21 protein-coding genes are annotated in these 23,989 nt (G+C 66.3%); 13 read left to right on the top strand and 8 right to left on the bottom strand.

Features of this window, described 5'->3' with window-relative positions; genetic code table 11:
• Positions 1-43 precede the first annotated feature (43 nt).
• Together ACV7NN_RS02265 and ACV7NN_RS02260 are read left to right on the top strand one after the other, a co-directional pair.
• The gene (locus ACV7NN_RS02265) at positions 44-1,042 is read left to right on the top strand and encodes a helix-turn-helix transcriptional regulator (protein WP_463347965.1); all 999 of its coding nucleotides are present in this window, start codon (positions 44-46) and stop codon (positions 1,040-1,042) included.
• A 188-nt stretch (positions 1,043-1,230) separates the two neighbouring features.
• On the top strand, positions 1,231-2,346 hold the full coding sequence (locus ACV7NN_RS02260; RefSeq protein ID WP_463347964.1) for a VIT1/CCC1 transporter family protein: 1,116 nt from the start codon (positions 1,231-1,233) through the stop codon (positions 2,344-2,346).
• A gap of 98 nt (positions 2,347-2,444) precedes the next feature.
• On the opposite strand, the gene ACV7NN_RS02255 is transcribed toward ACV7NN_RS02260, so the two are convergent.
• Positions 2,445-2,918, bottom strand: coding sequence for a DUF1707 SHOCT-like domain-containing protein (locus ACV7NN_RS02255; RefSeq protein ID WP_463347963.1), 474 nt, complete (start codon positions 2,916-2,918; stop codon positions 2,445-2,447).
• 126 nt (positions 2,919-3,044) lie between these two features.
• Between ACV7NN_RS02255 and ACV7NN_RS02250 the strand changes: the two genes are divergently transcribed.
• The 7 genes from ACV7NN_RS02250 (at position 3,045) to ACV7NN_RS02220 (ending at position 11,885) form a co-directional block, all read left to right on the top strand.
• Entirely contained in the window at positions 3,045-3,335 is a 291-nt protein-coding gene (locus tag ACV7NN_RS02250; protein ID WP_463347962.1) for a DUF6504 family protein, read from the top strand.
• A 48-nt stretch (positions 3,336-3,383) separates the two neighbouring features.
• A complete protein-coding gene (locus ACV7NN_RS02245; RefSeq protein ID WP_463347961.1) occupies positions 3,384-4,223 on the top strand; it encodes a DUF3097 domain-containing protein in 840 nt (279 codons plus the stop codon).
• Between the two features lie 223 nt (positions 4,224-4,446).
• Positions 4,447-4,650 (top strand): cold-shock protein, encoded by a 204-nt coding sequence (locus ACV7NN_RS02240; protein WP_163289618.1) that lies wholly within the window; start codon positions 4,447-4,449, stop codon positions 4,648-4,650.
• Between the two features lie 390 nt (positions 4,651-5,040).
• Complete coding sequence (locus ACV7NN_RS02235) at positions 5,041-5,979, top strand: DUF222 domain-containing protein (RefSeq protein ID WP_463347960.1); 939 nt, start codon at positions 5,041-5,043, stop codon at positions 5,977-5,979.
• A gap of 70 nt (positions 5,980-6,049) precedes the next feature.
• A complete protein-coding gene (locus ACV7NN_RS02230; protein WP_463347959.1) occupies positions 6,050-6,775 on the top strand; it encodes a hypothetical protein in 726 nt (241 codons plus the stop codon).
• A gap of 1 nt (position 6,776) precedes the next feature.
• A complete protein-coding gene (locus tag ACV7NN_RS02225; protein ID WP_463347958.1) occupies positions 6,777-8,327 on the top strand; it encodes a DNA polymerase Y family protein in 1,551 nt (516 codons plus the stop codon).
• Between the two features lie 30 nt (positions 8,328-8,357).
• Positions 8,358-11,885, top strand: coding sequence for an error-prone DNA polymerase (locus ACV7NN_RS02220; protein WP_463347957.1), 3,528 nt, complete (start codon positions 8,358-8,360; stop codon positions 11,883-11,885).
• A 41-nt stretch (positions 11,886-11,926) separates the two neighbouring features.
• Here ACV7NN_RS02220 and ACV7NN_RS02215 read toward each other — a convergent pair whose 3' ends face one another.
• From ACV7NN_RS02215 to ACV7NN_RS02205, 3 genes are read right to left on the bottom strand one after another with little or no spacing between them, the layout of a single operon-like run.
• A complete protein-coding gene (locus ACV7NN_RS02215; protein ID WP_463347956.1) occupies positions 11,927-12,649 on the bottom strand; it encodes a VIT1/CCC1 transporter family protein in 723 nt (240 codons plus the stop codon).
• Between the two features lie 37 nt (positions 12,650-12,686).
• On the bottom strand, positions 12,687-14,516 hold the full coding sequence (locus ACV7NN_RS02210; protein WP_463347955.1) for a DEAD/DEAH box helicase: 1,830 nt from the start codon (positions 14,514-14,516) through the stop codon (positions 12,687-12,689).
• Between the two features lie 39 nt (positions 14,517-14,555).
• A complete protein-coding gene (locus ACV7NN_RS02205; RefSeq protein WP_463347954.1) occupies positions 14,556-15,374 on the bottom strand; it encodes a mechanosensitive ion channel family protein in 819 nt (272 codons plus the stop codon).
• A 167-nt stretch (positions 15,375-15,541) separates the two neighbouring features.
• Here ACV7NN_RS02205 and ACV7NN_RS02200 point away from each other — a divergent pair, with 167 nt between their 5' ends.
• Together ACV7NN_RS02200 and ACV7NN_RS02195 are read left to right on the top strand one after the other, a co-directional pair.
• Positions 15,542-17,203: a SulP family inorganic anion transporter gene (locus ACV7NN_RS02200; RefSeq protein ID WP_463347953.1), complete on the top strand. Its 1,662-nt coding sequence runs from the start codon at positions 15,542-15,544 to the stop codon at positions 17,201-17,203.
• Between the two features lie 25 nt (positions 17,204-17,228).
• Complete coding sequence (locus tag ACV7NN_RS02195; protein WP_463347952.1) at positions 17,229-18,026, top strand: SGNH/GDSL hydrolase family protein; 798 nt, start codon at positions 17,229-17,231, stop codon at positions 18,024-18,026.
• Positions 18,027-18,033: 7 nt separating this feature from the next.
• Here the strand turns inward: ACV7NN_RS02195 and ACV7NN_RS02190 are convergent, their stop codons facing one another.
• Positions 18,034-19,290, bottom strand: a complete 1,257-nt coding sequence (locus tag ACV7NN_RS02190; RefSeq protein ID WP_463347951.1) for a D-alanyl-D-alanine carboxypeptidase family protein — start codon at positions 19,288-19,290, stop codon at positions 18,034-18,036.
• Positions 19,291-19,361: 71 nt separating this feature from the next.
• Positions 19,362-20,168, bottom strand: a complete 807-nt coding sequence (locus tag ACV7NN_RS02185) for a TrmH family RNA methyltransferase (protein ID WP_463347950.1) — start codon at positions 20,166-20,168, stop codon at positions 19,362-19,364.
• Positions 20,169-20,298: 130 nt separating this feature from the next.
• Between ACV7NN_RS02185 and ACV7NN_RS02180 the strand changes: the two genes are divergently transcribed.
• Together ACV7NN_RS02180 and ACV7NN_RS02175 are read left to right on the top strand one after the other, a co-directional pair.
• A complete protein-coding gene (locus ACV7NN_RS02180) occupies positions 20,299-21,147 on the top strand; it encodes a Sir2 family NAD-dependent protein deacetylase (RefSeq protein ID WP_463347949.1) in 849 nt (282 codons plus the stop codon).
• A gap of 76 nt (positions 21,148-21,223) precedes the next feature.
• Entirely contained in the window at positions 21,224-21,823 is a 600-nt protein-coding gene (locus ACV7NN_RS02175) for a histidine phosphatase family protein (protein ID WP_463347948.1), read from the top strand.
• 37 nt (positions 21,824-21,860) lie between these two features.
• Here ACV7NN_RS02175 and ACV7NN_RS02170 read toward each other — a convergent pair whose 3' ends face one another.
• Positions 21,861-22,955, bottom strand: a complete 1,095-nt coding sequence (locus ACV7NN_RS02170) for a glycosyltransferase family 4 protein (RefSeq protein WP_463347947.1) — start codon at positions 22,953-22,955, stop codon at positions 21,861-21,863.
• Positions 22,952-23,875, bottom strand: a complete 924-nt coding sequence (locus ACV7NN_RS02165) for an alpha/beta fold hydrolase (protein WP_463347946.1) — start codon at positions 23,873-23,875, stop codon at positions 22,952-22,954. The genes ACV7NN_RS02170 and ACV7NN_RS02165 overlap by 4 nt, the downstream gene beginning before the upstream one ends.
• Positions 23,876-23,989 lie beyond the last annotated feature (114 nt).

The following is a 23,989-nucleotide window of genomic DNA, read 5'->3' as shown; positions in this document are numbered from 1 at the left end:
ATTGCGGCCAATTGCTGGCCGCAATCGACGTCAGACTGGACGCATGGCCACCACCGGATCGCGCACGTTGCAACTGCTCTCGCTGCTGCAGACCCATCGCTATTGGCCGGGTCCGGAGCTCGCCGAGAGGCTCGAAGTATCCGTACGCACGCTCCGCCGGGACGTCGACCGACTGCGGGAGCTCGGCTACCCGGTCGATGCGTCACGGGGCGTCGACGGCGGGTACCAGCTCGCCGCGGGAGCGTCCCTTCCCCCTCTCGTGGTCGATGACGAGGAAGCCGTCGCGCTCGCCGTCGGGCTGCGCACCGCGGCCCAGGGAGGCATTGCGGGAATCGAAGACGCTTCCGTGCGTGCGCTCACCAAGGTCGTGCAAGTGATGCCCCCGAGGCTCCGCAGGCGTGTGGATGCGCTCAGGTCCGTCACGATGGTGGGAACCCTCCGCCCCGGCCCGACCGTCGACCAGGATGTGCTCACAGCCGTCGCACAGGCCTGTCGCGACGAGGAACGCCTCGAGTTCGCCTACGTCGCCCGTGACGGACAAGCCAGTCGGCGGCGGGTGGAACCGCACCGGCTCGTCTCCGTCGGGCGGCGTTGGTACCTGGTCGCCTACGACCTGACCAGGTTCGATTGGCGCAGCTTCCGACTTGACCGGGTCAGCGAACCGCACCAGACAGGATCGCGCTTCCGGCCGCGCAGCCTTCCGGCAGAGGACGCGGCCGCGTTCGTTCGTGAATCACTCGGCAGCCTTGCGCCGGAGCCGGTTGAGATCGACGTCCTGATCCAGGCGCCGATCGCCCATGTCGATGCCGCGATCGGCCAATGGGCGCGGTCCGAACCGGTCGACCAGAACACGACCCGCTCGCGGATGACGTCGGACGGCTACGACTGGGCCCTGTTCGCCCTCGGCGTGGTCGACGCGGACTTTACGGTGATCTCGCCACCCGGATTCGCCGACCGTGCCCGATCGTGGGGCGACCGGTTCGTGCGGGCCGCCGAAGCCGCGTCCGCTCCGTCCGGTAGAATGGGACGAGAAGGGGAGTAGTTCCTGCCGGTTCCGCGAGAATCCGGCGGCGGTGTGTCGACATACTGGCTGTGACAGCCCGGTGCACCACCCGCGAATCGGGCGAACGAGACCTTCGGCCACACAACAATCGACGACGCGAAACGCGTCCTCTTGCTATGGCCGAAGCGTCGGACCCACCGTGCTTCGGTCGAGACCGAAGGAACGACATGAACCCACAGACCACACCGGCCAACCCGTCCGCCGCTCCCCCACGTGAACCGAGCGCCGGCGATATCAAACGGTGGCGCCAGTACCTCGCTGACGAACGCGCGGAGGCCGCCGTCTACCGGGACCTCGCCGGACGGCGCAGTGGAGAGGAGAAGGACATCCTGCTCGCTCTCGCCGAGGCCGAAGGCCGGCACGAAGCGCACTGGCTCGCCCTACTGGGCGACCGCGCCGGTAAACCGCTGCGTGGCGATCTCCGCACGCGGATCCTCGGCTTCCTCGCCCGCCGATTCGGGTCGGTCTTCGTGCTGGCTCTCGCCCAGCGGGCGGAAGCCCGTTCGCCATACGCCGCCGACTCGGATGCGACCGCCTCGATGGCTGCGGACGAACAGATCCACGAAGAGGTCGTGCGTGCGCTGGCCGCACGGGGACGAAACCGCCTCTCCGGCACCTTCCGGGCCGCCGTCTTCGGCGCCAACGACGGCCTGGTCAGCAACCTCGCACTCGTCCTCGGAATCAGCGCGAGCGGCGTCCCCACCCATGTCGTGCTCCTCACCGGACTGTCCGGGCTTCTCGCGGGCGCACTGTCGATGGGAGCCGGGGAATACGTCTCCGTCCGGTCGCAGCGGGAACTGCTCGAAGCATCCACACCGAATCCCCAGACGCGCACAGCACTTCCCGACCTCGACGTCGACGCGAACGAGCTCACACTGGTCTACCGGGCGCGCGGAATGGGCGCCGACGAGGCGGCCGCGCACGCGACGGAAGTCCTCCGCGACTTCACCGTCGATCCGGACGCCGGATCCGCGGACGAGGAGACCGTCGACGCGCACGAAACGATCGGGACCGCGTGGAGTGCGGCGATCTCGAGCTTCTGCTTCTTCGCATCCGGTGCGCTCGTTCCGGTGCTCCCCTACCTGTTCGGTCTGCAGGGTACGACCGCGGTCCTCGTCGCTGCGGCGCTCGTCGGAATCGTGCTCCTGTCGACCGGTGCGGTCGTCGGGCTGCTGTCCGGCGGGCCGCCCCTGCGCCGCGCTCTGCGCCAGCTCGGGATCGGCTACGGCGCCGCCGCCGCGACCTACCTGCTCGGCCTGCTGTTCGGGACGACCCTGGGGTGACGGGTGCCGGGCGACGGGCGACGGCGCTCAGTATCGCTCGGTGCGCGGGACATGTCGACCCGTGCTCGACGGAGTTCGCTGACCCGAGCGCGGTCAGGTCAGCGGTCGCGGTTCCGGTTGCGGTCGTGACCCTGGCCGCCGTCCGCGTAGGCGATGATCGCGACCACCGGGATCAGGAGGAACCACAGCCAGCTGTACGCGAAACCCCACAGCGCGCTCGTCAGGAAGAACAGGATCAGTGCGATGAAAGGGATGATCGCTGTCCACACGACGCGCCACCGTGCCGGCGATCCCCCGCCATAGCGGTCCCAGTCCCGGTCGTGTGAGGCGTCGCTGGAGGGGGTGAACGTTCGAGTCGCGTTCGAAGCAGGAAGCGCACCGGGAAGGTCGGCGAACAGCGGTGCGAGGTCTCCTCTGGTGACTGCGGCCCGGGCGGCCGCCGTCCGCGTGGCAAGCTCCGAGTCGGTGAGCCGGCCATCCCTCCTGTGCCCTTCGAGGGATGCGACCGCCTGGTCGCGTTCGGCGTTGCTCAAGCGGAACCGGGATTCCGACGGATCGGTGAAGTCGCTCATGAAGTAATTGTGGACCCCGTTGCAACATGGATACACGGTCGACCGGGCTTTCCATCAACCCCTCTCCGGACCTACACTCGAGACATTCGAACATACGTTCGAATCCGCGAGAAGGGGCGAATGGACATGGCGGAGATCGATGAGGCCGTCACCGTGTGGACGACCGATGACGGCGTGCCCGAGCGGATCGTGTGGCGGTCGACACCGTACCTCGTCACCGACACCCCGACGGTCTGGGCGGACACCTGCGAATGGTGGCGACCATTCGAACCCAATGAATACGGGATCGGCAGTGTCCCCCGCCGGATCGGCGGGTGGAGGTTCCAGGCGACGAGTGACTGGGGCGAAGCGCACGTCTTCGACGTTCGGCACGACGACACACGACGGAGCTGGAATCTCGTGCGGATCTTCGACTGACCGCGTGCCATTTCTGCGCTCCCCGACCGTGCGAACTACGCTCGCCGGGTGACGTATGACCGCTACAGCTCCGATGTGCTCGCATCCGGATGGAAGACCGCCGGCCAGAAGCCCGTTCCCGACGTCGAAGCCGTGCGTGACCTCGTCGTCGAAGATGCAGCGAGCGGGTTCTGTGGAGCAGTCACGCGGATTGAGAACGCGACCGTCGAACTCGAAGACTACTTCGGGAAGAAGCGGGTGTTCCCGCTCGGCAGCGGGTTTCTGATCGATGGGGAGGCCGTCACGCTCGTCGTCCCCAGGGCGGCGGATGCGGGAACACGCGCGCGGACCGCATCCGGTTCCTTCCGGGTCGGCGACGCGCCCGCACGCGTCGCCAGGGCGAGCCGCATCTTCGTCGAAGGCCGGCACGATGCTGAACTCGTCGAAAAAGTGTGGGGTGACGACCTCCGGGTCGAAGGCGTCGTCGTCGAATACCTCGAAGGCGTGGATCACCTCGACGAGATCGTGCGCGACTTCGCGCCAGGCGCGGGACGGCGGATCGGCGTGCTGGTCGACCACCTCGTCCCGGGCTCGAAGGAGAGCAGGATCGCGGAGCAGGTCGCGCGCGGTCCGTACGGGAAGAACGTGCTCGTCGTCGGACATCCCTACGTCGATGTGTGGCAGTCGGTGAAGCCGGAGCGGCTCGGGCTGAATGCGTGGCCCGTCATTCCGCGGACCATCGAATGGAAGCACGGCATCTGCGATGCGCTCGGTTGGCCGCACGCAGAACAGGCGGATATTGCGCGCGCCTGGAAGCGAATCCTCGGCACCGTGAGGTCGTATGCCGACCTCGAACCCGAGCTTCTCGGACGCGTGGAACAGCTGATCGACTTCGTCACGAGCGACTGACGCGCCTAACGATTTGGCAACAGCCGGACAATGAAAACTGGCGCGTAGGGTGGATTCGCAGCGCCCTGTGAGTAGGCTTAGGGTAAGTCGTTGTGTTTTGCATGTATGGAGCGGTTGCGTACCGGACCCCCGGAACGTTGCGATCCTTTCAGGAGCAGGCTTACAACACGCGGCCGAGGCCTCGGCTTTCGAGGTCAATTAAACGCTCCTGGAGGAGTTTGTCATGGCAACAGGTACGGTCAAGTGGTTCAACGCAGAAAAGGGCTTCGGCTTCATTGCTCCCGATGACGGAAGCGCAGATGTCTTCGCGCACTACTCCGCCATCGCGAGCTCGGGCTACCGCTCGCTCGACGAGAACCAGAAGGTCGAGTTCGAGGTGACGCAGGGCCCCAAGGGCCTGCAGGCGGAGAACATCCGCCCCATCTGAGCTCACTGAGTGGGTTTCTGAACTCTTGAGAGCCGGGTCTTCGGACCCGGCTCTTTTTTTGTGCGCGGATGCTATTCGTGCGCGCAGGGGTTCTGGTTCTTTCCACAGGGCGGAGTTGTGCACGAGTGTGTCTCCTGGTCGATGGTCGGGGGGCAACGCCCGATTGGGTGGAGGCATGTCAGTTACCGCGGCTTGCGACCTCGATGCTGCTGTTGCTGTGCTCGATGAGTTGCGTGCCATGGAAGCGGCGGCCCGGCAGACGCTAGCGGGTGAGGACGCGCCCCCGGAATTCCCCGACGTGGCCGCTGCACTGTTCGGTGATGTCCGTGACCCGGGGAACGACACAAGTGATGACCAGACCGGCGATGTCGCGGTGCTTCGCTTCCTCGTGTGTCCGTTGACCAGGCCGCCGCGATCAGCCGCGAACTGGAGAAGACCGGCCCCGGCTGTACCGTCGAGCAACGCGGTGTCGGCGAGCGGGTCCTGATCGAGCACGCCCCTGGTCTCACGGTCGAGCAGATGCGACGGCTGGCAGTGCAGGTGCGCGATCAACTCGATGCGGACGGTACGGAACCGCGAGAGCAGATCCTGCGACGGCGCCGCTCCCTCTCGATCACCACCACGCGCGAGGGGATGACCCACCTCGACTGGTTCCTGGACGCTGAGTCCGCCGGACATGTACTCCCCCAGATCACCGCATACGTCAGCGCTGAGCAGCGCGATCGACGCGACCCCGGGATGCCGGAGCCCCGAAGCCTCGTCCAGCTCCGCTCGGACGCGGCCGTCGAAGTCTTCCGGCATCGGGCCGGATGCGATCGGGATGCGTCGCGCGCACCGGTCACGATGATCGTGCGCGTCGCGCTCTCCCATCTTCGCGCCGGCCTCGGGACCGCCGCGATCGACGAAGTCGCCACCCCCGTCAGTGCTGGCACGACGCGTCGGCTCGCGCCGGAGGCGCACCTCATCCCGGCCGTATTGGGTGGCGAGAGCGAGGTCCTCGATCTCGGCCGGAGGCAGCGCCTGTTCAGTCTCGCGCAGAAACAAGCCCTGGCTGAGAGGGATGGCGGGTGCGCCTGGACGGGCTGTCCGCATCCGCTTTCGTACACGCAGGCCCATCACATTCGCTGGTGGGACCGTGACGCGGGTTCTACAGATCTGGGCAACGGCGTCCTGCTGTGTTCGCATCACCACCACCGTGTCCATCAGGACGGCTGGGATGTTCGGGTGCTCGATAACGTGCCCTGGTTCGTTCCACCGGCGCATCTCGACCCATCCCGTACCCCTCGCCGCGGTGGACGCGTAAGGGTCCCCGGTCCGGTGCCACCATGACCGGTGGGCAAGGCTCACCACAGGAGTTAAACCATTTGCGTTCTTCGAACATATGTTCGAAAATTGAAGAGTGTCATCACCCGCCGCCGTTCTCACCGCACCGGGGCCCGACCTCGCCCAGGTGAGTGATCTGCAGGCCCGGATCCGGCAGATGCAGGCGACGAAACTCGAGACCAGAAACCTGCAGACCCATCCCGCTATCGCCGATCTTCTCCCCGGTGGCGCCCTGCGTTCGGGGGCCGCATACTCCGTGCAGGGTTCCACGACACTTCTGATGGCACTGCTGGCCGGTCCTTCGGCCGCCGGCGCATGGTGCGGTGTGGTCGGAATGCCGGATTTCGGCGCAGAGGCGGCCGGTCGGTTCGGCATCGATCTGGAAAGACTCGTGCTCGTCCCGCACCCCGGTGATCAGTGGCTCACGGTCACGGCGGCTGTGGTCGACGTGCTGACAGTCGTTGTCGTCGCACCCCCTGAGCGGGCCAAAGACGGCGATGTCGCGCGTCTGAGCGCACGACTTCGGCAACGCGACGCGACTCTGATCGTGATCGGTGACTGGCCGCAGGCCGAAGCGAAACTCAGCATCACCAACAGCGGATGGCAAGGGCTCGGCTCAGGCAACGGCTACCTCTCTTCACGTCGGGTCACGGTCACTGCGACAGCGCGTGGCGGTATGGGTGCCTCACGCAGTGCACAGCTCTGGCTGCCTGATCCGGGCGAACACTTCCGATCGGCAGAAGCCGAAATGCACCCACGTACGCAGGTCCTGACAGCTGTGACATGGGAAGCGGTGGGTTGACATGCCCGCCGTTACAAGGGCGATCGTGCTGTGGTGCCCGGATTGGCCGGTCATAGCCACGATGCACGCCCAGGAGCTCGCAGACGACATTCCTGTCGCCCTCGTGGAACGCAACCTCGTCTTCGCCTGCTCGCCAGCTGCACGAGCGGAAGGAGTCAAACGTGGGCTGCGCGTCCGCGAAGCCCAGGCGAGGTGCACGCAACTGCTCGTGTTCCCCTACGACCCCATCCTCGACGCGCGGGCGTTCGAACCCGTCCTTGCGGCAATCGAAGAGATCATGCCCGGCGTGCAGCTGGTGCGTCCGGGAACATGCGTGCTCCGGGCCAGGGGGCCGAGCCGTTACTACGGCAGTGAGGAGCTGGCGGCGGCAGAGATCCTCCGCTGTCTCGAAGGATTCGACATCACCGGTGCCCGGGTGGGCATCGCAGACGGACCGTTCGCTGCAGAGCTGGCAGCCAGGAGTACGGGGGGCGACGCGATCCGCATCATTCCCGCTGGACAGTCCCCTGCCTTCCTGGCACCGCTTCCTGTCTCACTTCTCCCCCAGACGGAACTGACGGCACTGTTCCGGCGCCTGGGCATCCACACGCTGGGCGACCTTGCCGAACTCGACACCACGGATGTGCGCGAACGGTTCGGCGAGCAGGGGGCACGCAGCCATCTGCTGGCCAGCGGTCTGGACAGTGCAGGGGTGGTACCGCGCACACCGCCGAAACAGCTGGACCGCGCGATCGAATTCGAACCGCCTCTTGACCGCATCGACCAGGTCACCTTCGCGTTCCGTGCGACAGCCGACACCTTCATCGCTGGACTCACGAAAGCAGGTCTGGTGTGCACATCCATCCGCATCGAAGTGACCGCCGAGGCCGGTCAGGTCAGCGAACGCACCTGGCTGCATCCACGTCTGTTCAGCGTGACAGATGTGGTCGACCGGGTGCGTTGGCAACTCCAGGGAAGCGGAGCGATCGACAGCGGGCTCGGATCGCCCATCGTCCGGGTGCGCGTGTCTCCGGAAAGCGTGGACGACATCGGCCACCACGAAGAGGGACTGTGGGGTGGTGGTGCGGACGAACGGATCCACCACGGTCTGTCCCGGGTGCAGAGCATGCTCGGCCATGACGCTGTGCTCACCGCCACGATCGGTGGAGGGCGCATTCTGGCCGAACGCCGGCAGCTGGTTCCCTGGGGAGACAGGGCGACCGGTGCGGCCGGTGCGAAACAGCCGTGGCCGGGAAGCCTGCCTGCACCTGCCCCCGCGACAGTGTTCGAAACACGCCGCAGGGTCGGAGTGTTCTCCTCCGAGGGCGAACCGATTCGCGTAGACGAACGCGGCACGGTTTCGGCACAGGTGGCGTTGTTCTCGGACACGGGATCCCGCGGTGACGCACGCGGGGTCAGTGCGTGGGCCGGTCCGTGGCCCATCCTCGAACGGTGGTGGGATGCGCGCCAGCACCGCAGCATCCAGCGATTCCAGGTGGTCGACGCAGACGGCACGGCCTGGTTGCTCATCCTCGACGACAAGGAATGGTCCGCGGAGGCTCGCTATGACTGAGAGCACAACATTCCGGAACGGCGGTGAATGATGGGCTGGAACAATCCCCCGATCCCGTGGGCGGAATTCGAACGGCGGCTGTCAGACACCCGTCGCACCGGTGGACCCCCGCATGACGGTGACGGCGGCGACAGTCCGGCATGGTCACGCAAACGGGAACCGTATCTCCCCCCGGAACTTCCGGACGACGACCAACCGGATGCGGATCACGTGCCGTATGCGGAACTCCATGCCCACTCCAACTTCAGTTTCCTCGACGGGGCGAGCTCGCCCGAAGAACTCCTCGAAGAGGCCACCAGACTGCGACTCCACGCGCTGGCGCTGACAGACCACGACGGGTTGTACGGCATCGTGCACCTTGCTGAGGCCGCTGAGGGATTCAACCGGGTGAAGACGGTGTTCGGGGCGGAACTGTCACTGGAACTGAGCAAACCGCAGAACGGTGAGGCCGATCCCGAAGGCAGCCATCTGGTCGTGCTGGCCAGGCAGGAGGAGGGGTACCACCGTCTGGCCGGGGCACTGACGGCAGGACAGCTTGCGGGGACCGAGAAAGGTCGCCCGGTCTACGACCTCGACGATCTGGCCGGCCGTGCCGGCGGCGAATGGATGGTGCTGACCGGCTGCAGGAAAGGAACAGTCCGGCAGGCGCTCGCGGGTGGTCTTCCGTGGTCGGCTGCCGGCGGTCGGGCTGGCGTTCGGGGAGACACCGTCCTCGGTGGCGATGTTCGCAGCCCGGCACTGGATGCTGCAGCGGCCGAACGGGAGGTGATGAAGCTCGTGGAGCGGTTCGGTAGCGAAAACGTGCTTGTGGAGCTCTTCGACCAGGGCAACCCGCTCGACAGCACCCACAACGATGCGCTGGCGGAGATCGCTGCCAGGCACGGGCTGTCAGTGGTGGCGACCAACAACGTCCACTACGCGACACCTGCCCAATACCCGCTGGCTTCCGCTCTCGCCTCGGTGCGCGCCCGCAGGAGTCTCGACGAGATGGACGGTTGGCTGCCCGCATCCGATGGTGCGCACTTGCGCAGCGGACGCGAAATGGCGACGCGTTTCGCCCGCTACCCCGGAGCGGTCGAACGCACGGTGGAGATTGCGGACGAGCTGTCGTTCCGGTTGCGAAGCGCGCGTCCGAAGCTTCCGAAACAGGATGTGCCAGAAGGCCACACCCCGATGAGCTGGCTGCGTGAACTGACCTGGCGCGGCGCGGCACGGAAATATCCCGACCTCGATTCGACGAAGAACAACGCGAAACGGGAACGGATACAGCGAGAGCTCGACGTGATCGAGGCGAAGGACTTCCCCGGCTATTTCCTCATCGTCTACGACATCGTGAAATATGCGCGCGAACAGGGCATCCTCTGTCAGGGTCGTGGGTCGGCAGCGAACTCGGCGGTCTGCTACCTGCTCGACATCACAGCGGTCGACTCGATCAAATACAACCTTCCGTTCGAGCGCTTCCTTTCGAGCATGCGCGAGGAGGAGCCCGACATCGACGTGGATTTCGACTCGGACCGTCGTGAAGAGGTCATCCAGTACGTCTACCGGCGCTACGGACGGCTCAATGCAGCGCAGGTGGCCAACGTGATCACGTATCGACCGAAGAACGCCGTGCGCGACATGGCGAAAGCACTCGGCTACAGTCCGGGACAGCAGGACGGTTGGTCGAAGCAGATCGATTCGTGGGGGTCGGTGCAGACCAGTGTCGACCACGACATCCCTGACAGTGTCGTCGGACTGGCGCAGCAGGTGCTGCGGTTCCCCCGGCATCTGGGCATCCATTCGGGCGGGATGGTGCTCACCGATCGCCCTGTCGGCGAGGTGTGCCCCATCGAGCACGCCCGCATGGAGAATCGCACGGTACTGCAATGGGACAAAGACGACTGCGCATGGATGGGTCTGGTCAAGTTCGACCTTCTCGGACTCGGGATGCTCAGCGCTCTCGACTACTCGATGAAGACCATCGCATCCGCCATGGACGAGCACTGGACGCTCGACACGATCCCGAAGGAGGAGCAGGGCGTCTACGACATGCTGTGCCGGGCAGACTCGATCGGGGTGTTCCAGGTCGAGAGCCGAGCGCAGATCGGAACGCTCCCCCGGTTGCAGCCCCGCGAGTTCTACGATCTGGTCATCGAGATCGCACTCATCCGGCCCGGGCCGATCCAGGGCGGCGCCGTGCATCCGTACATTCGTCGCAAACTCGGTAAAGAGAAGGTGACCTACCTGCATCCGTCCCTCGAACCGGTGCTCGAACGCACCCTCGGTGTTCCGCTGTTCCAGGAGCAGCTGATGCAGATGGCGGTCGCTGTCGGAGACTGCACGGCAGAAGACGCCGACCTGCTCCGTCGGGCGATGGGGTCCAAACGGGGTCAGGAGAAGATCGGCTCACTGCGGGAGAAGCTGTACACGGGGATGGCCGGTAACGGCATCACGGCTGAGGATGCGGACGCGATCTACGGCAAGATCGAAGCGTTCGCGAACTTCGGTTTCGCGGAAAGCCACGCGATCAGTTTCGCCCTGCTCGTGTATGTGAGCTCCTGGATGAAGTTGCACTATCCGGGTGCGTTCCTGGCAGCGTTGCTTCGCGCGCAGCCGATGGGCTTCTACTCGCCGCGAACGCTGACAGCGGATGCGCGCAGGCACGGCGTGGAAGTGCTGCGCCCGGACATCCTGCGGTCGGACGTGTTCCCGGTGCTGGAACCGATCGCTCAGCGTGAACCGGCGCCCGACGGGTCACCCGCCACTGCCGTCACCGGTTCGGATTCCTGCGTCGATCCCGACCAGCCGCCGATCGCTCCGTTCGATCGCACGGTTCCGTTGGACCACGGCGTGCATCGGAGGGATGCCGGTTTCGCGGTACGACTGGGACTCGCAGGGGTCACGTCGATCGGTGAGAAACTCGCTGAGCGGATCGTTGCCGAACGAACCACCGGCGGCGCGTATCACGACCTCGGCGACCTGGTGCGCCGGGTGGGGCTGAATGTGGCACAGCTGGAGGCCCTCGCGACCGCGGGAGCGTTCGACACGCTGGGATTCACCAGGCGGCAGGCGATCTGGGAGGCGGGCAATGCGGCACAGGAGAAGCCCGATTACCTGAACGGGACGACGATAACTGTGCAGCCTCCCCTGCTTCCGATGCTCACAGCGCCGGAACAGCTCGCGTCCGACCTGTGGGCGACAGGAATCTCGACCGACGACCATCCCATCCGGTTCCTTCGGCAGCAGCTGAGCGACCGTGGGGTGTACCGAGCCGAACAGCTGATGGGAGCGGAATCGGGCCGCCGCATCGAAGTGGGTGGTGTTGTCACCCACCGGCAGCGCCCCGCGACCGCGGGCGGGGTGACCTTCCTCAACCTCGAAGATGAGACAGGGCTCGTCAACGTCGTGTGCCCGGTGGGGGTCTGGAACCGTTACCGGCGGGTGGCGCGAGAAGCTCCGGCGATGATCATCCGTGGGATGCTCGAACGATCCGAGGAAGGCGTAGTCAATGTGATCGCGGATCGGCTGGAGACGCTCACTACGGGGATCCGGACGAGTTCACGCGACTTCCGCTGAGCGAAAGAAAACAGGCCAGGCGGGTCACCTTATCCTCGCGGTCAGACGACACCTGTCGTGCCCAGAAGAGAGCCGATGAGGAATGTCGCGACCAGTGCGAGGGCGCCACCGATGACGACCCTGAGCATTGCCCGGCCACGCGAGCTTCCCCCGATGTATGCCGCGACATACCCGGTGATCGCGAGTGCGATCAGCACGACCACGAACGTGACGATGATGCGGATAGAAGCGGGCAGCAGCAGGATCGACAGCAACGGCAGGATCCCGCCGATGGTGAACGCGACAGCGGATGCGATTGCCGCATGCCATGGACTGACCACATCGTCCTGGTCGATGTTGAGTTCCGCCGACAGGTGGGCCGCGAGGACGTCGTGCTCGGTGAGTTCGAGCGCGACCTGCCGTGCCGTTGCCTTGGTGAGACCTTTCGCCTCGTACAGTCCCGCGAGTTCTTCGAACTCTTCTTCCGGCATCTCTGCGAGTTCGCGTTTCTCTTTCTCGATGAGGGCATGTTCACTGTCGCGCTGGCTGCTGACCGAAACGTATTCGCCGAGTGCCATCGACACGGCGCCACCGACGAGTCCGGCAAGGCCGGCAGTCAGGATGGGCGCGATGGCGCTCGTCGCACCGGCGACACCGACGACGATAGCGGCCACGGACACGATGCCGTCGTTCGCGCCGAGCACCCCGGCCCTCAGCCAGTTGAGTCGCTGTGCGAGTCCTTCGCGGTGCGGCTCGTCGTCGTGGATTCCGTTCTCTGCGCTCATAGCAGAAGCCTAGAACCAGCGACCGGCGGTTCCGGACCTATGAGCCGAGACGTCGCCGAAGGAAGTCGATTCGTGCCTGGAGTTGCGTGACGCTCGCCTGCGCCACCGCCGGACCCCCGCACACCCGCCGCAGTTCTGCGTGCACCAGTCCGTGCGCTTCGCCGGTGTTCTTCGCGTAGAGGCCGACGAGGCTGTTGAGCAGGCTTCGCTGCTCTTTGAGGTTGCGGTACAGCGGCGCTGGAGGATGCGCTGCGTTCTCGGCACTACCGCCGTGCTGGGGACGTGACGAGCCGCGCCGGGCTTGTCGTGCCTGACGCTGGGTGAGGAGTTCGTGGACCTGGTCAGGTTCGAGGATGCCGGGCAGCCCGATGAAGTCGTGCTCTTCGTCGCTGCCGGGCACGGCATAGCTGCCGAATTCGGCCCCGTCGTAGAGCACTCGATCGAAGTTCGCTTCGGACGCGAGCGCCTCGAACGCGAAAAGGTCCTGGAGTCGGTCGGACGCCTTATCGTCGCGGTTGGCTTCTGCGACCATCGCGTCTTCGGGGTTGTAGAGGTCGCCTTCTTCGTCTCCGGTGCGGATGCGGTCGAGGGCGTGGTCGCGCTCGAGTTCGAGCTGGGCCGCGAGACTCATGAGCATCGGCACGTTCGGAAGGAAGACCGAAGCGGTCTCACCGCGGCGCCTGGCACGCACGAACCGTCCGATCGCTTGCGCGAAGAAGAGCGGTGTGGATGCGCTGGTCGCGTACACGCCGACCGACAGCCGCGGAACGTCGACGCCCTCGGACACCATGCGCACGGCGACCATCCAGCGTGAGGTCCCTTTCGAAAATTCTTCGATGCGGTCGCTGGCCTCCTTCTCGTCGGAGAGGACCACCGTGACCGGCTCGCCCGTGAGCTGTCGCAGGATGTCGGCGTAAGCGCGCGCGGTGTAGTGGTCGGTTGCGATCACCAGACCACCCGCATCCGGGATCGAGTTGCGCACTTCGGTGAGCCGGCGGTTCGCGGCGTTCAGGACGGCGGGTATCCACTCTCCTTTGGGGTCGAGTGCCGTACGCCAGGCTTGCGACGTAATGTCTTTCGTGTTGCCTTCGCCGAGCCGGGCCTCCATCTCATCCCCCGCTTTGGTCCGCCACCGCATGTGACCCGCGTAGATCATGAAGATGACCGGTCGCACGACGCCGTCTTCGAGGGCGCGGCCATACCCGTAGTTGTAATCGGTCTGCGAGGTGCGGATGCCCTGACGGTCGGGGAGGTACGTGACGAACGGAATGGGTGCGGTGTCCGACCGGAACGGCGTCCCTGTGAGCGCGAGCCGTCTGGTGGCGGTTTCGAACGCCTCACGGATCCCGTCACCCCAGCTGAGAGCGTCACCTCCGTGGTGGACCTCGTCGAGGATCACAAGGGTGCGATACGAGTCGGTGATGTCGCGATGCAGGCTGGGTCGCATGGCGACCTGAGCGTAGGTGACCGCAACACCTTTGTAGTGCCGGCCGTAGCGCCCGTCAGCGTTCCTGAAGGTCGGGTCGAGGCGGATGCCCACGCGTTCGGCCGCTTCGGCCCACTGTCGCTTGAGGTGTTCGGTCGGTGCCACGACCGTCACGCGCTCGACCACCCGTCGAGCGAGCAGTTCCGTCGCGAGCCGGAGAGCGAACGTGGTCTTGCCCGCGCCCGGTGTCGCGGCCGCGAGGAAGTCCCGCGGCTGATGGACGAAGTAGGCGTCGAGTGCTTCCGCCTGCCACGCACGGAGTTTGCTCGCCGTTCCCCACGCAGCGCGCTCGGGGAACGATGGCGACAGATGTTCCGCCGCGAAGGTACCGACATGCGCACCCTCGCGTTCGGGTGTCGGGGGCAAGGTCGGTGTATCCACTTGGAACCAATTTACCGGCTCCCACCGACACCTTCCGACTCAGGCGGCTGGCTGTGGAGAGACTGGGTCCACTTTGTCCGCCGACGTCGTGGTGGCTGCGATTCCGGCCTTTCTCAGCGCACCCGTCACCGACACGAGCGCGGCTGAGGATGCGTGAGGACCGTTTGCCGGGTCGTGCCAGAAATCGACAGCGCATGCCATGCTGTCCCTCGCGATATGCGTCGCCCGCACGTGAACCGGCTTGTCCTGCACACCTTCGGCCGCGGCAACCGCACCCGCAAGCAGGACGGAGATCGTCTCGAACGGCTCGGTCGTCAGCATCCCGACCTGGATGCTCGCTCGGACTCCGCCGAGTTCGCTCCGGTTGATCAGCGGGTTGTCGAGAACGGACGAGTTGGGAATGTGAATGCTCTTCCCATCCGCCGTGTGGATGATGACAGCGCGGGCGTTCAGGTCTTGCACCGTCCCGACATGCCCCAGGATCTCGACGGTGTCTCCCACATCGATCGGACGCCGAGACTGGAGGATGATCGCGGAACCGAAATTACCGGCGACGTCGCGCAGGGCGAGAGCGGCGATCGTCCCCACGATGATGACGGTGACGATGAGCGGCTGGAGATTCGCGCCAAGGAAGGCGAGAGCGACGCCGACACCGAGCAGGACGACCAGGTACTTGGTGACGCGTGCGATGAGCCCGATCAGTGCACTGCTCAAATTCGGCCAGGTTCGCCCGATCGTCAGCACGGCCTTCTTCGCGAGGGAGCCGAAGACGAACCCTGCTGCCAGTGAGAGGACTGCGAAGAGGAGGTCCCACCCCGACAGGCTCGCATCCTGGAAGAAGCTCGCGATCTTGTCCATGACCGCAGTAAAGCAGCAGGTGCAGTCGACCCGCTCGCACCACGCTGGTGGGTGGGAGGCGCGCGCCACTAGGCTCGCACCCAACGGGCGTTCGATCGGGAGGTCGGATCATGAGCGATGAGGTCCGGACCCGACCAGCGACTCGGCCGCGGGCCCTTCTGCCGGGCTTGACTCGTCACGATCTCCTGCGTGAGATCCTCGCCGGTGTCACACTCCTCGCGATCGCGCTGCCCGTGAACCTCGGCTACGCCCAGATCGCTGGACTTCCGCCGACCGCCGGCCTGTACGCGCTCATCGTGCCGGCCGCGATCTGGGCGCTCGCCGCGTCGTCACGACAGCTCGTCGCATCCCCGGACGCCGCCGCTTCCGCGCTCGTCGCCTCCAGCCTGGGTGGTTTGGCCGTCGCCGGCGGCAAGGACTATGCGACCCTCGCCCTGGCCCAGGCGATCATCGGCGGGGTCATGTTCCTGGCCTGCGCTTTCTTCAAGCTCGGATTCCTCGCCAACTTCCTCTCGAAGCCGATTCTGACCGGCTTCGTCGGCGGGCTCGCGCTCGACATCCTGCTCGACCAGGTCGCCAAGATGCTGGGCGTGAAGATCGAGTCGGGAGAGGATTTTCTCGTCAAGCTGGGTCAGTTCTTCACGAGGCTGCCCACACTGAACATCTGGTCGGTACTGATCTCGGCGGTCTCCGTTGCGATCATCCTCGCCGGCCGCAGGCTGCTCCCCCGCGTCCCGTGGGCGCTGGTGGCGCTGGCCGCCGCCACGATCGCCACGTGGGCACTCGATCTCGAGGGTGCCGGCGTAGCCGTCCTGGGCACCGTCCAGGCGGGTCCACCGCACCTGACCTGGCCGATCATCCCGTGGGCCACCTGGTTGGCTCTGGTCCCGAGCGCGGCAGCACTGACGATCGTCGCGATGGGCGAGGGGCTGCTGGTCTCGCGCGCGTACGCGGCGAAACGTGACTACCCCGTGAACCTCAACCGCGACCTCTTCGCTTTCGGCGCCGCGAACATCGCAGCCGGCGCGACAGGAGCATTCACGATGGGGTCGTCGACATCGCGTACCGCGGCGATGGATCAGTCCGGCTCCCGCACGCAGGTCCCCGCGCTGGTGACTGCAGTCGTGACCTTCCTGCTCGTCGTCTTCGGCACGAGCGTGCTCGAGCACATCCCTTCGCCTGCGATCGGCGCGATCATCACGGTCGCGGTGGTGCCGTTGCTCGGGTTCGGTGAGATGGCCGAGCTCTGGCGGGTGCGCAAGTTCGAGTTCGCGGTGGCGGCGGTGTGTTTTCTGACCTCGCTTCTGATCGGCCCGATTCAGGGCATCCTGATCGCTTTCGTGCTCGCCCTCGTGAACCTGGCCAAGCGGGCGGCCGACCCCGCGACCGACGTGCTGAACGCCCAGGGCGTCCCCGAGGGAGCGCTGATGCCGGTCCAGCCTCCAGGAGCGGTGACCGCCCCGGGCATCCTCGTGATCCGTTTCGCCGCCCAGGTCTTCTTCGCGAACGCGTCGGCGTTCAAGGATGCAGTGCAGTCGGCCGTGACGGATGCGCGCGAGGAGGTCCGGCACGTCGTGATCGACTGCGAATCGATCACGGACATCGATGTGACCGGGGCGGAGAGTGTTGCCGCGACCAAGGAGTGGGTACGTGACCGCGGACTCACGTTCGGTTTCTCCCGGGTGCGGCCCGATTTCGCGCGGATCCTTGCGGAGTTCGGTCTGGATGCGGACACGACGACGTATGGAACCAATGCGGATGCGATCGCACGTCTCACCGCTGCTGACGATGCGGAAGCGTCAGGGCGCGATGGCACGGAACGTCCGTGACGCCGATCGCGTGCAGAATGGACGTATGGCCGAACGGCAGCATCCCTGGTCCCGCTATGTCGCGATCGGCGACTCCTTCACCGAAGGCATCGGTGATCCGGAGTCCGGCAGCCCTGGGGGTCACCGTGGATGGGCCGATCGCGTCGCCGAGGTGCTCAGCAGTCAGACCGAGGATTTCGCCTACGCCAATCTGGCCGTGCGGGGCAAGCTGATCAAACAGATCCTCGACGAGCAGGTGGAGCCCGCGCTCGCCTTGCACCCGGATCTCGTGACCATCTCCGCCGGCGGCAATGACGTCATCCGGCCCGGCACCGACCCCGATCAGATCGCCGCACTGCTCGACGTCGCCGTAGGGCGCCTGACGACTGACGGGGCGACGGTCGTCGTGTTCACCGGCGTCGATGTCGGCTTCTCGTCCGTGTTCCGCGGCATCCGCGGCAAGGTGGCGATCTACAACGAGAATGTTCGCGCTGTCGCGGCTCGCTACGACTGCATCGTCGCCGACCAGTGGTCGCTGACGGAGATCCAGGATGCGCGGATGTGGGCACCGGACCGCTTGCATCTCGCGCCGCTCGGCCACCACACGGTCGCGCGCATGGTGTTGTCGGCGCTCAACGTCGAGAACGACCTGCAGCCGCTGGAGCCGGAGCCGCTTCCCGAGCGCACCTGGCGGCAGGCCCGGTCCGAGGACCTGTCATGGGCTCGCGAGTACCTGGTTCCGTGGGTGATCCGCCGGATCCGGCACCAATCGTCGGGCGATCACATCCTGCCGAAGAGACCAGAAGCCGCACCGTTCGTTTTCCCCGGTTATCCCGGCGACTGAGCCCCGGTCAGGCTCCCAGCCCGCCCGGGTGGGCCAGGCGCCACCAGAACCCCGGATCGGGCAGCTTCGATTTGAGGGCGAGCTGCGCTGTCTCGGTCTTGCCGTTGAGTGTGAAGGCGACTTCCCCGACCACGTCGCCCGCGGCGCCGACCTGCACCGGCCGCGTCTGGATGGACACGGTCACCGGGGTGTCGGACCAGACGAGGAAGGTCTTGGTCGAGGTGGCGACGAGTTTCGATCTCGCGCCCCACACGGTCGTGTAGGTTCCGAAGACCTGTCCGTCGGTGGCGACGTCGACTTCGTGGAAGCCGTTCTGCATGCTCGTGAGGAGTGTCTTCACGGCCGCCCAGAGCTGGTCGTGCGTCGGTGCGCCGACGACCACACCGAGCACCCGCACCTTGCTGGAGCCGACGGCGACCTCGGCGGAGAACATGAGGCAGTTACCGGCCTGGTCGGTGTTCCCGGTCTTGATCCCGTCGATCCCGTCGACCCCGAGCAGCACGTTGGTGTTCTCCTGGAGGCCTGCGCCCGGGAGAGTCGCTTCCTTCGTCGCAACGATCGACGGCAGGACCGGGTCGGCGAGAACGAGCTTACCGATCGCGATCAGGTCTTTGGTCGTGCTGCGGCTGCCCGGGTCCAGGCCGCTCGCGTCGACGACCTTCGTCCCGCTCAGGTTGTGCGCTGCCAGCCAGGCTTTCGCGGCTTTGAGGTAGGAAGCGACGCTCCCGTATGCCCAGGTGGCCAGTGAGATCGCGTAGTTGTTGGCGGATGGGAGGAGCATCGCTTCGAGAGCCTGCTTCTCACTCATCGACGTGCCGGACACGACAGGGGCCCACGAGCCGCCTTGTGCGACGACTTCGTTCCACACGGCGACGTCGGCGTCGGTGAAGCGGATGCTCGGACCGTCGTCGCCTGCTGTGAGGGGCTTCTTCGCGAGGACGACGAGCGCGGTGATCGTCTTGGTCATGCTGGCGATCGGAAGGCTCGCGTCGGTTCCGTGGAACTCCGAGACGCCCGGATAGTCCAGTGCGGTGATCGCGCTCGCGCCGAAACCGGGCCAGGACAGCTGGGCCGTGGGCTGCGCGATCGAGGTCTCGTGTTCGGTGACGGCAGCTGTCGCTGGCATGGGCGCCACGAGGGAGCCTGTCACGTACATCACGCTGACCAGAAGCAGCCCGAGGATCCCGAAGACCGCGATGCGACGCCGACGGTACGTTCGACGCTTGGTCGATTCGCGCGTCTCACGGCGTGGCTGGTCTGGCACGCGTTAGATCATAATGCGAGCTTCCAGTGGATGCCCTGAAAGCCCCCCGAGGGTCGCGAACCGGTCGACCGTCAGCCGTCGCGGAGCGCCCAGAGCGCTACAGCGCTGGCGGATGCGACGTTCAGCGAGTCGACGCCGTGCAGCATCGGGATGGTCACCACCGTGTCCGCAGCGCGGAGCGCGTGACGGCTGAGGCCGTCCCCTTCCGATCCGAGGACGAGTGCGACGCGCTCCGGCGGCGCCGCCGCGAAGGAGTCCAGCGATACCGCATCCGACGCGAGGGCGAGTGCGGCGATGGTGAAGCCGGCGTCATGAAGGATCGGTGCTGCTTCATCCCACTCGGGCAGGCGGGTCCAGGGCACCTGCAGCACCGTGCCCATGCTGACCCGCACACTGCGTCGATACAGGGGGTCGGCGCAGCGCGGAGTGACGAGGACAGCATCGGCGCCGAGGCCTGCGACGCTCCGGAAGATCGCCCCGACGTTGGTGTGGTCGACGATGTCCTCGAGCACGACGACACGGGTCGCGGCCCGGAGCAGGTCGCGCGGGTCCGGGAGTTGCGGACGATGCATCGCGGCCAGCGCACCCCGGTGGAGATGATAGCCGGTCAGCCGTTCCAGCAGCGCGCTGTCGCCGACGAACACGGGAACATCGGGGAAGTCCGCGAGGAGGGGCTCGACATCGGCGAGCCATTGTTCCTGCAGCAGCACGGATCGGGGACGATGCCCGGCTGCCAGAGCACGGGTTATCACTTTCGTCGATTCCGCGATGTACAGGCCGCCCGCCGGTTCGCTCACGCGCCGCAGCGCCACATCGGTCAGACGTGAGTAGTCGCCGAGCGCCGGGTCGTCCAGGTCGCTGATCCGCCTGATGAGCACTGCGGGTGCCGCCTTTCCTGTGGGGGTCGCGCTCCTAGATTGCCAGTTGCCGGAAACAAACCGGAAAACTCGTGTGTTTACACTCAGGATGTGCGGTGCGTTTTTCAGCGCTCCGGATCCGGAGGTGGGGATGGCTGCAGTGGCGACCGAGCCGGACGCCCAGGTCGGAAGCGACCTGGATCGTGCCGTGGAGATACTCGGCGCGCGGACTTTCGCGGTGCTCACCGGCGCCGGTGTCAGCACGGATTCCGGAATCCCCGATTATCGGGGTGAGGGCGCACCCCAGCGCACCCCGATGACGTTCCAGCAGTTCCTCGCGAGCGACGCGCATCGCAAGCGATACTGGGCGGGAAGCCACCTCGGCTACCGGCGGTTCCGTGCCGCCGAGCCGAATGCGGGCCATCGCGCTCTGGCACAGCTCGAGGCGGGTGGTGTGCTGACCGGGGTGATCACCCAGAACGTCGACGGTCTCCACACACGGGCCGGCTCGCGCAAGGTCGTCGACCTGCACGGCGCGATGGATCGGGTCCTGTGCCTGAACTGCGGCCAGATCTTCGCCCGCGAGAGCATTGCGCTGCGCATCGAAGATGCCAACCCCTGGCTCGGTCAGCCGGATGCTGTGGAGATCGCTCCGGACGGCGACGCGATCGTGACCGACATCGATGCGTTCGTGGTCCCGGACTGCACAGTGTGCGGCGGCCGCCTGAAGCCCGACGTGGTCTTCTTCGGCGAGTTCGTTCCCGCGGAGAAGTTCCGTGAGGCCAGCGCGCTGGTGCAACGGTCGGATGCGCTTCTCATCGCCGGGTCCTCCCTGGTGGTCAATTCGGGCATCCGCCTCCTCGAACAGGCGAGGCGCAGGCGCATCCCGATCGTCATCGTGAATCGTGGCAGCACCAAGGGCGACACGCGCGCGACGGTTAAGCTGGATGCAGGGACGACGGAGACACTCGTGGAGCTCTCCGCCCGGCTCACCGCCTGATCGCACTGGACGTGCATCCGGTCCGCACCCGCGGAGGCGATGCGGCCGGGTGTGCCGTCCCTGGAAAGGGATGCCTGTGACCAGACTGTCTCTTGTGCGCCACGGCCAGACGGACTGGAACCTCGCCAGACGCATCCAGGGTTCGACCGATGTACCGCTGAACTCGACAGGGCGCGCGCAGGCGGATGCGACGGGTCGCGCGCTCGCCGCGGGAACGTGGGATGCGATCTACACCAGCCCGCTGAGTCGGGCACGCGAGACGGCGAGCATCATCGCGGCCCATGTCGAACTCGGCGAGCCCACCGACCTCGCCGGGATCGCGGAGCGACGCTATGGGGAGGCCGAGGGTTTGACCGGTCCCGAGATCCTCGCCCGCTGGCCGGAGGGGACGGCGGTTCCCGGCCGCGAGAGCCGAGAGGCGGTCGTCGAGCGCGCTCTCCCGGCGCTCGTCGATCTCGCCCAGCATCACGATGGCGAGTCGCTGATCGTCGTCAGCCATGGCGGGGTGATCTCGTCGCTCGTGCGACATGTCACCGATCACGCCCTCCCGGGCCCGGGTGAGGTCATCCCGAACGGTTCCGTGCACACGTTCGTCTTCCGCGACGGACGGCTGGAACTCGATCGGTTCAACGTCGGCCTCGAGGAGCGCGACCTCTTCACCGCGTCGGTGCTCTAGGCGGGTTCAGATAGTCCGGGCGAGCGGTTCCGCCCGTTCAGCTCAAGCGGCGCCTCGAGCGCGCGGCCGCCGCGGTCAGGACGGTCAGCAGGTGTTCCGCCGACGCATCCCAGGTGAATCGGGAGGCCTCCCTCTCTGACTGTGCCGAGCGTTCGGCCCACACGCCGGGGGCTTCGAGGTCGCGGATTCGCGCGACCAGTTCGTCGGCGGATTCCGGCTCGAAGTAGAGGGCTGCGTCTCCCCCGATCTCGCGGAAGATCGGGATCTCGCTGACGACGACGGGTGTCCCCACGGTCATCGACTCCACCAGTGGGATGCCGAACCCTTCGTCGAGGGATGCGGTCACGAGCGCCGTGGCGTTCCGGAGCGCGTTCCTGTAGTCCTCGTCGCTCGCACCGTTGTGGAACACGATCCGCGCCGCCGGCGCGAGGGCGGTGAGGCGCTCGCGTTCCCGCTCGTCGATCCGGCTCATCAGGTGCAGTTCGTAGTCGGGGAGCTTCGCGACGGCACGGACCAGCGTGTCCACGTTCTTGTACGGCATGAACGAGCCCATGTACACCAGGCTCTTCGACACGGGTGCCGATCGCACGGTGGGATCCGCGTGGGCGGCGCCGGGGACGTCTGCCGCGTTCATGACGACGGAGATCGGCCGTCGGGTCAGGTGATGCTCTGTGATCAGGTCCTTGGTGGTCTGCGAGACCGTCACGACGGCATCCGACCGGTTCAGCAGCATCCGCTGCGGCCACCAGGCGAGGTGGTAGAGGCGCCACAGGAGACGAATCGGCCACGCGAGGTCCCGCGGTGGCGTGCGGTTGCGGTAGTAGATGAGATCGTGGACGGTGAGCACGAGCCGGTAGTCGCGCCCCCAGCCGCCCATCGTCTGCATCGGAGTGAACACGACGTCCGGCTTGAGCCGGTTCACCTGGTGGGCCACGAACGGTTCGCGCGCACTGGTGGGTGCGCTGATCAGCTCCCACGGCAGGTCGGGGAGCATCTCCAGCTGGCGGTGGTCGCTGACCAGCATCGTTACGGGATGCCGCTTCGCGAGCGCGGTGACGATGCCGGCGGTGTACCGGCTGATTCCGTCGTGGCGCCCGATGCGGGTGTAGCGGCAGTCGAAGACGATCTTCATCGGGCACCGTCCGCGGTCGGCTGGGCGAGGAATGCGGTGATCTGCTCGGCGGCGTCGGCGGGGACCTCGTAGTGGATGAGGTGCCCGACATCCGCGATGACGTGCAGGCGCGCATCGGGGAACAGCTTCACCAACCGCTCCTGGGCTGCGACCGGTGTGATGTCGTCTTTGTCCGCAGCGATCAGCAGGGTGCGTTCCGGGATGCGCGGAGCGAATTCGCTCACGTCGTTGCTGACGGATGCGCGGAAGGCCTCGAGCACGACGCGCCGGTCGGAGAACGCGCTGAAGTAGCGGTCGTGCTGGTCGTGGATCCAGCGGCGCAGGGTCTTGTCATCGGTCTTCGCCATGGTCACGCTCATCACGCGGACGATGAGTCCGTTGCGCAGCAGAGCGAATCCGAGCCTCTCCGGCAGGACGGAGGCGAGCCAGTAGTAGAACACCGCGAGGCGAGTGAGGATCCCGCGCGGGCCCTTGAGCGCTGGAGCGGCGATCGGGTTGACGAGGACGACGTCGTCGGGTCTCAGGGAGTGCTCCGGTGTCGGCGCGGCGAGGGCGGCGGAGACGACGATCGACCCGAATGAATGGCCGAGGATCACGACACGGCCGCTCAGGCCCAGTTGCTCGACGAACGCACGCAGCCAGCGGCCATAGCCGTCGATGTCGTGGTGTGCGTCCCTCAGGGGTTCGGACTCTCCGAATCCGGGAAGGTCTGGCGAGATCAAGCGGAAGCCCTCGAGATGAGCGACGACCGGTTCCAGTCCGTGGTGGTCGCCACGGAAGCCGTGCACGAGCACGATGGAGGTGGCGGCGGACGGGTCGCCGTAGTCCCAGTAGCGGGTGATGCTCCCGAGGACGGTGACCTCGGATGCGCGCACGGGAATGCGGCCGAGACGGTCGTCGTAGGGTGAGGAAGCGGACATCAGGCTCAAGTTTAGGCAGCCGGGCAGCGCACTCCGGACATCCCCAGCCCCTGTACAGGCGCGCACTAGACAGGGCCCCGGTACTAAGACCTAGACTCGAACGGTTGTAACCGC

Source organism: Leifsonia sp. Ger2509, assembly GCF_055231915.1.
Note: the sequence above shows the minus strand (reverse complement) of the source record. Positions and strands in the feature narration are given on the sequence as shown.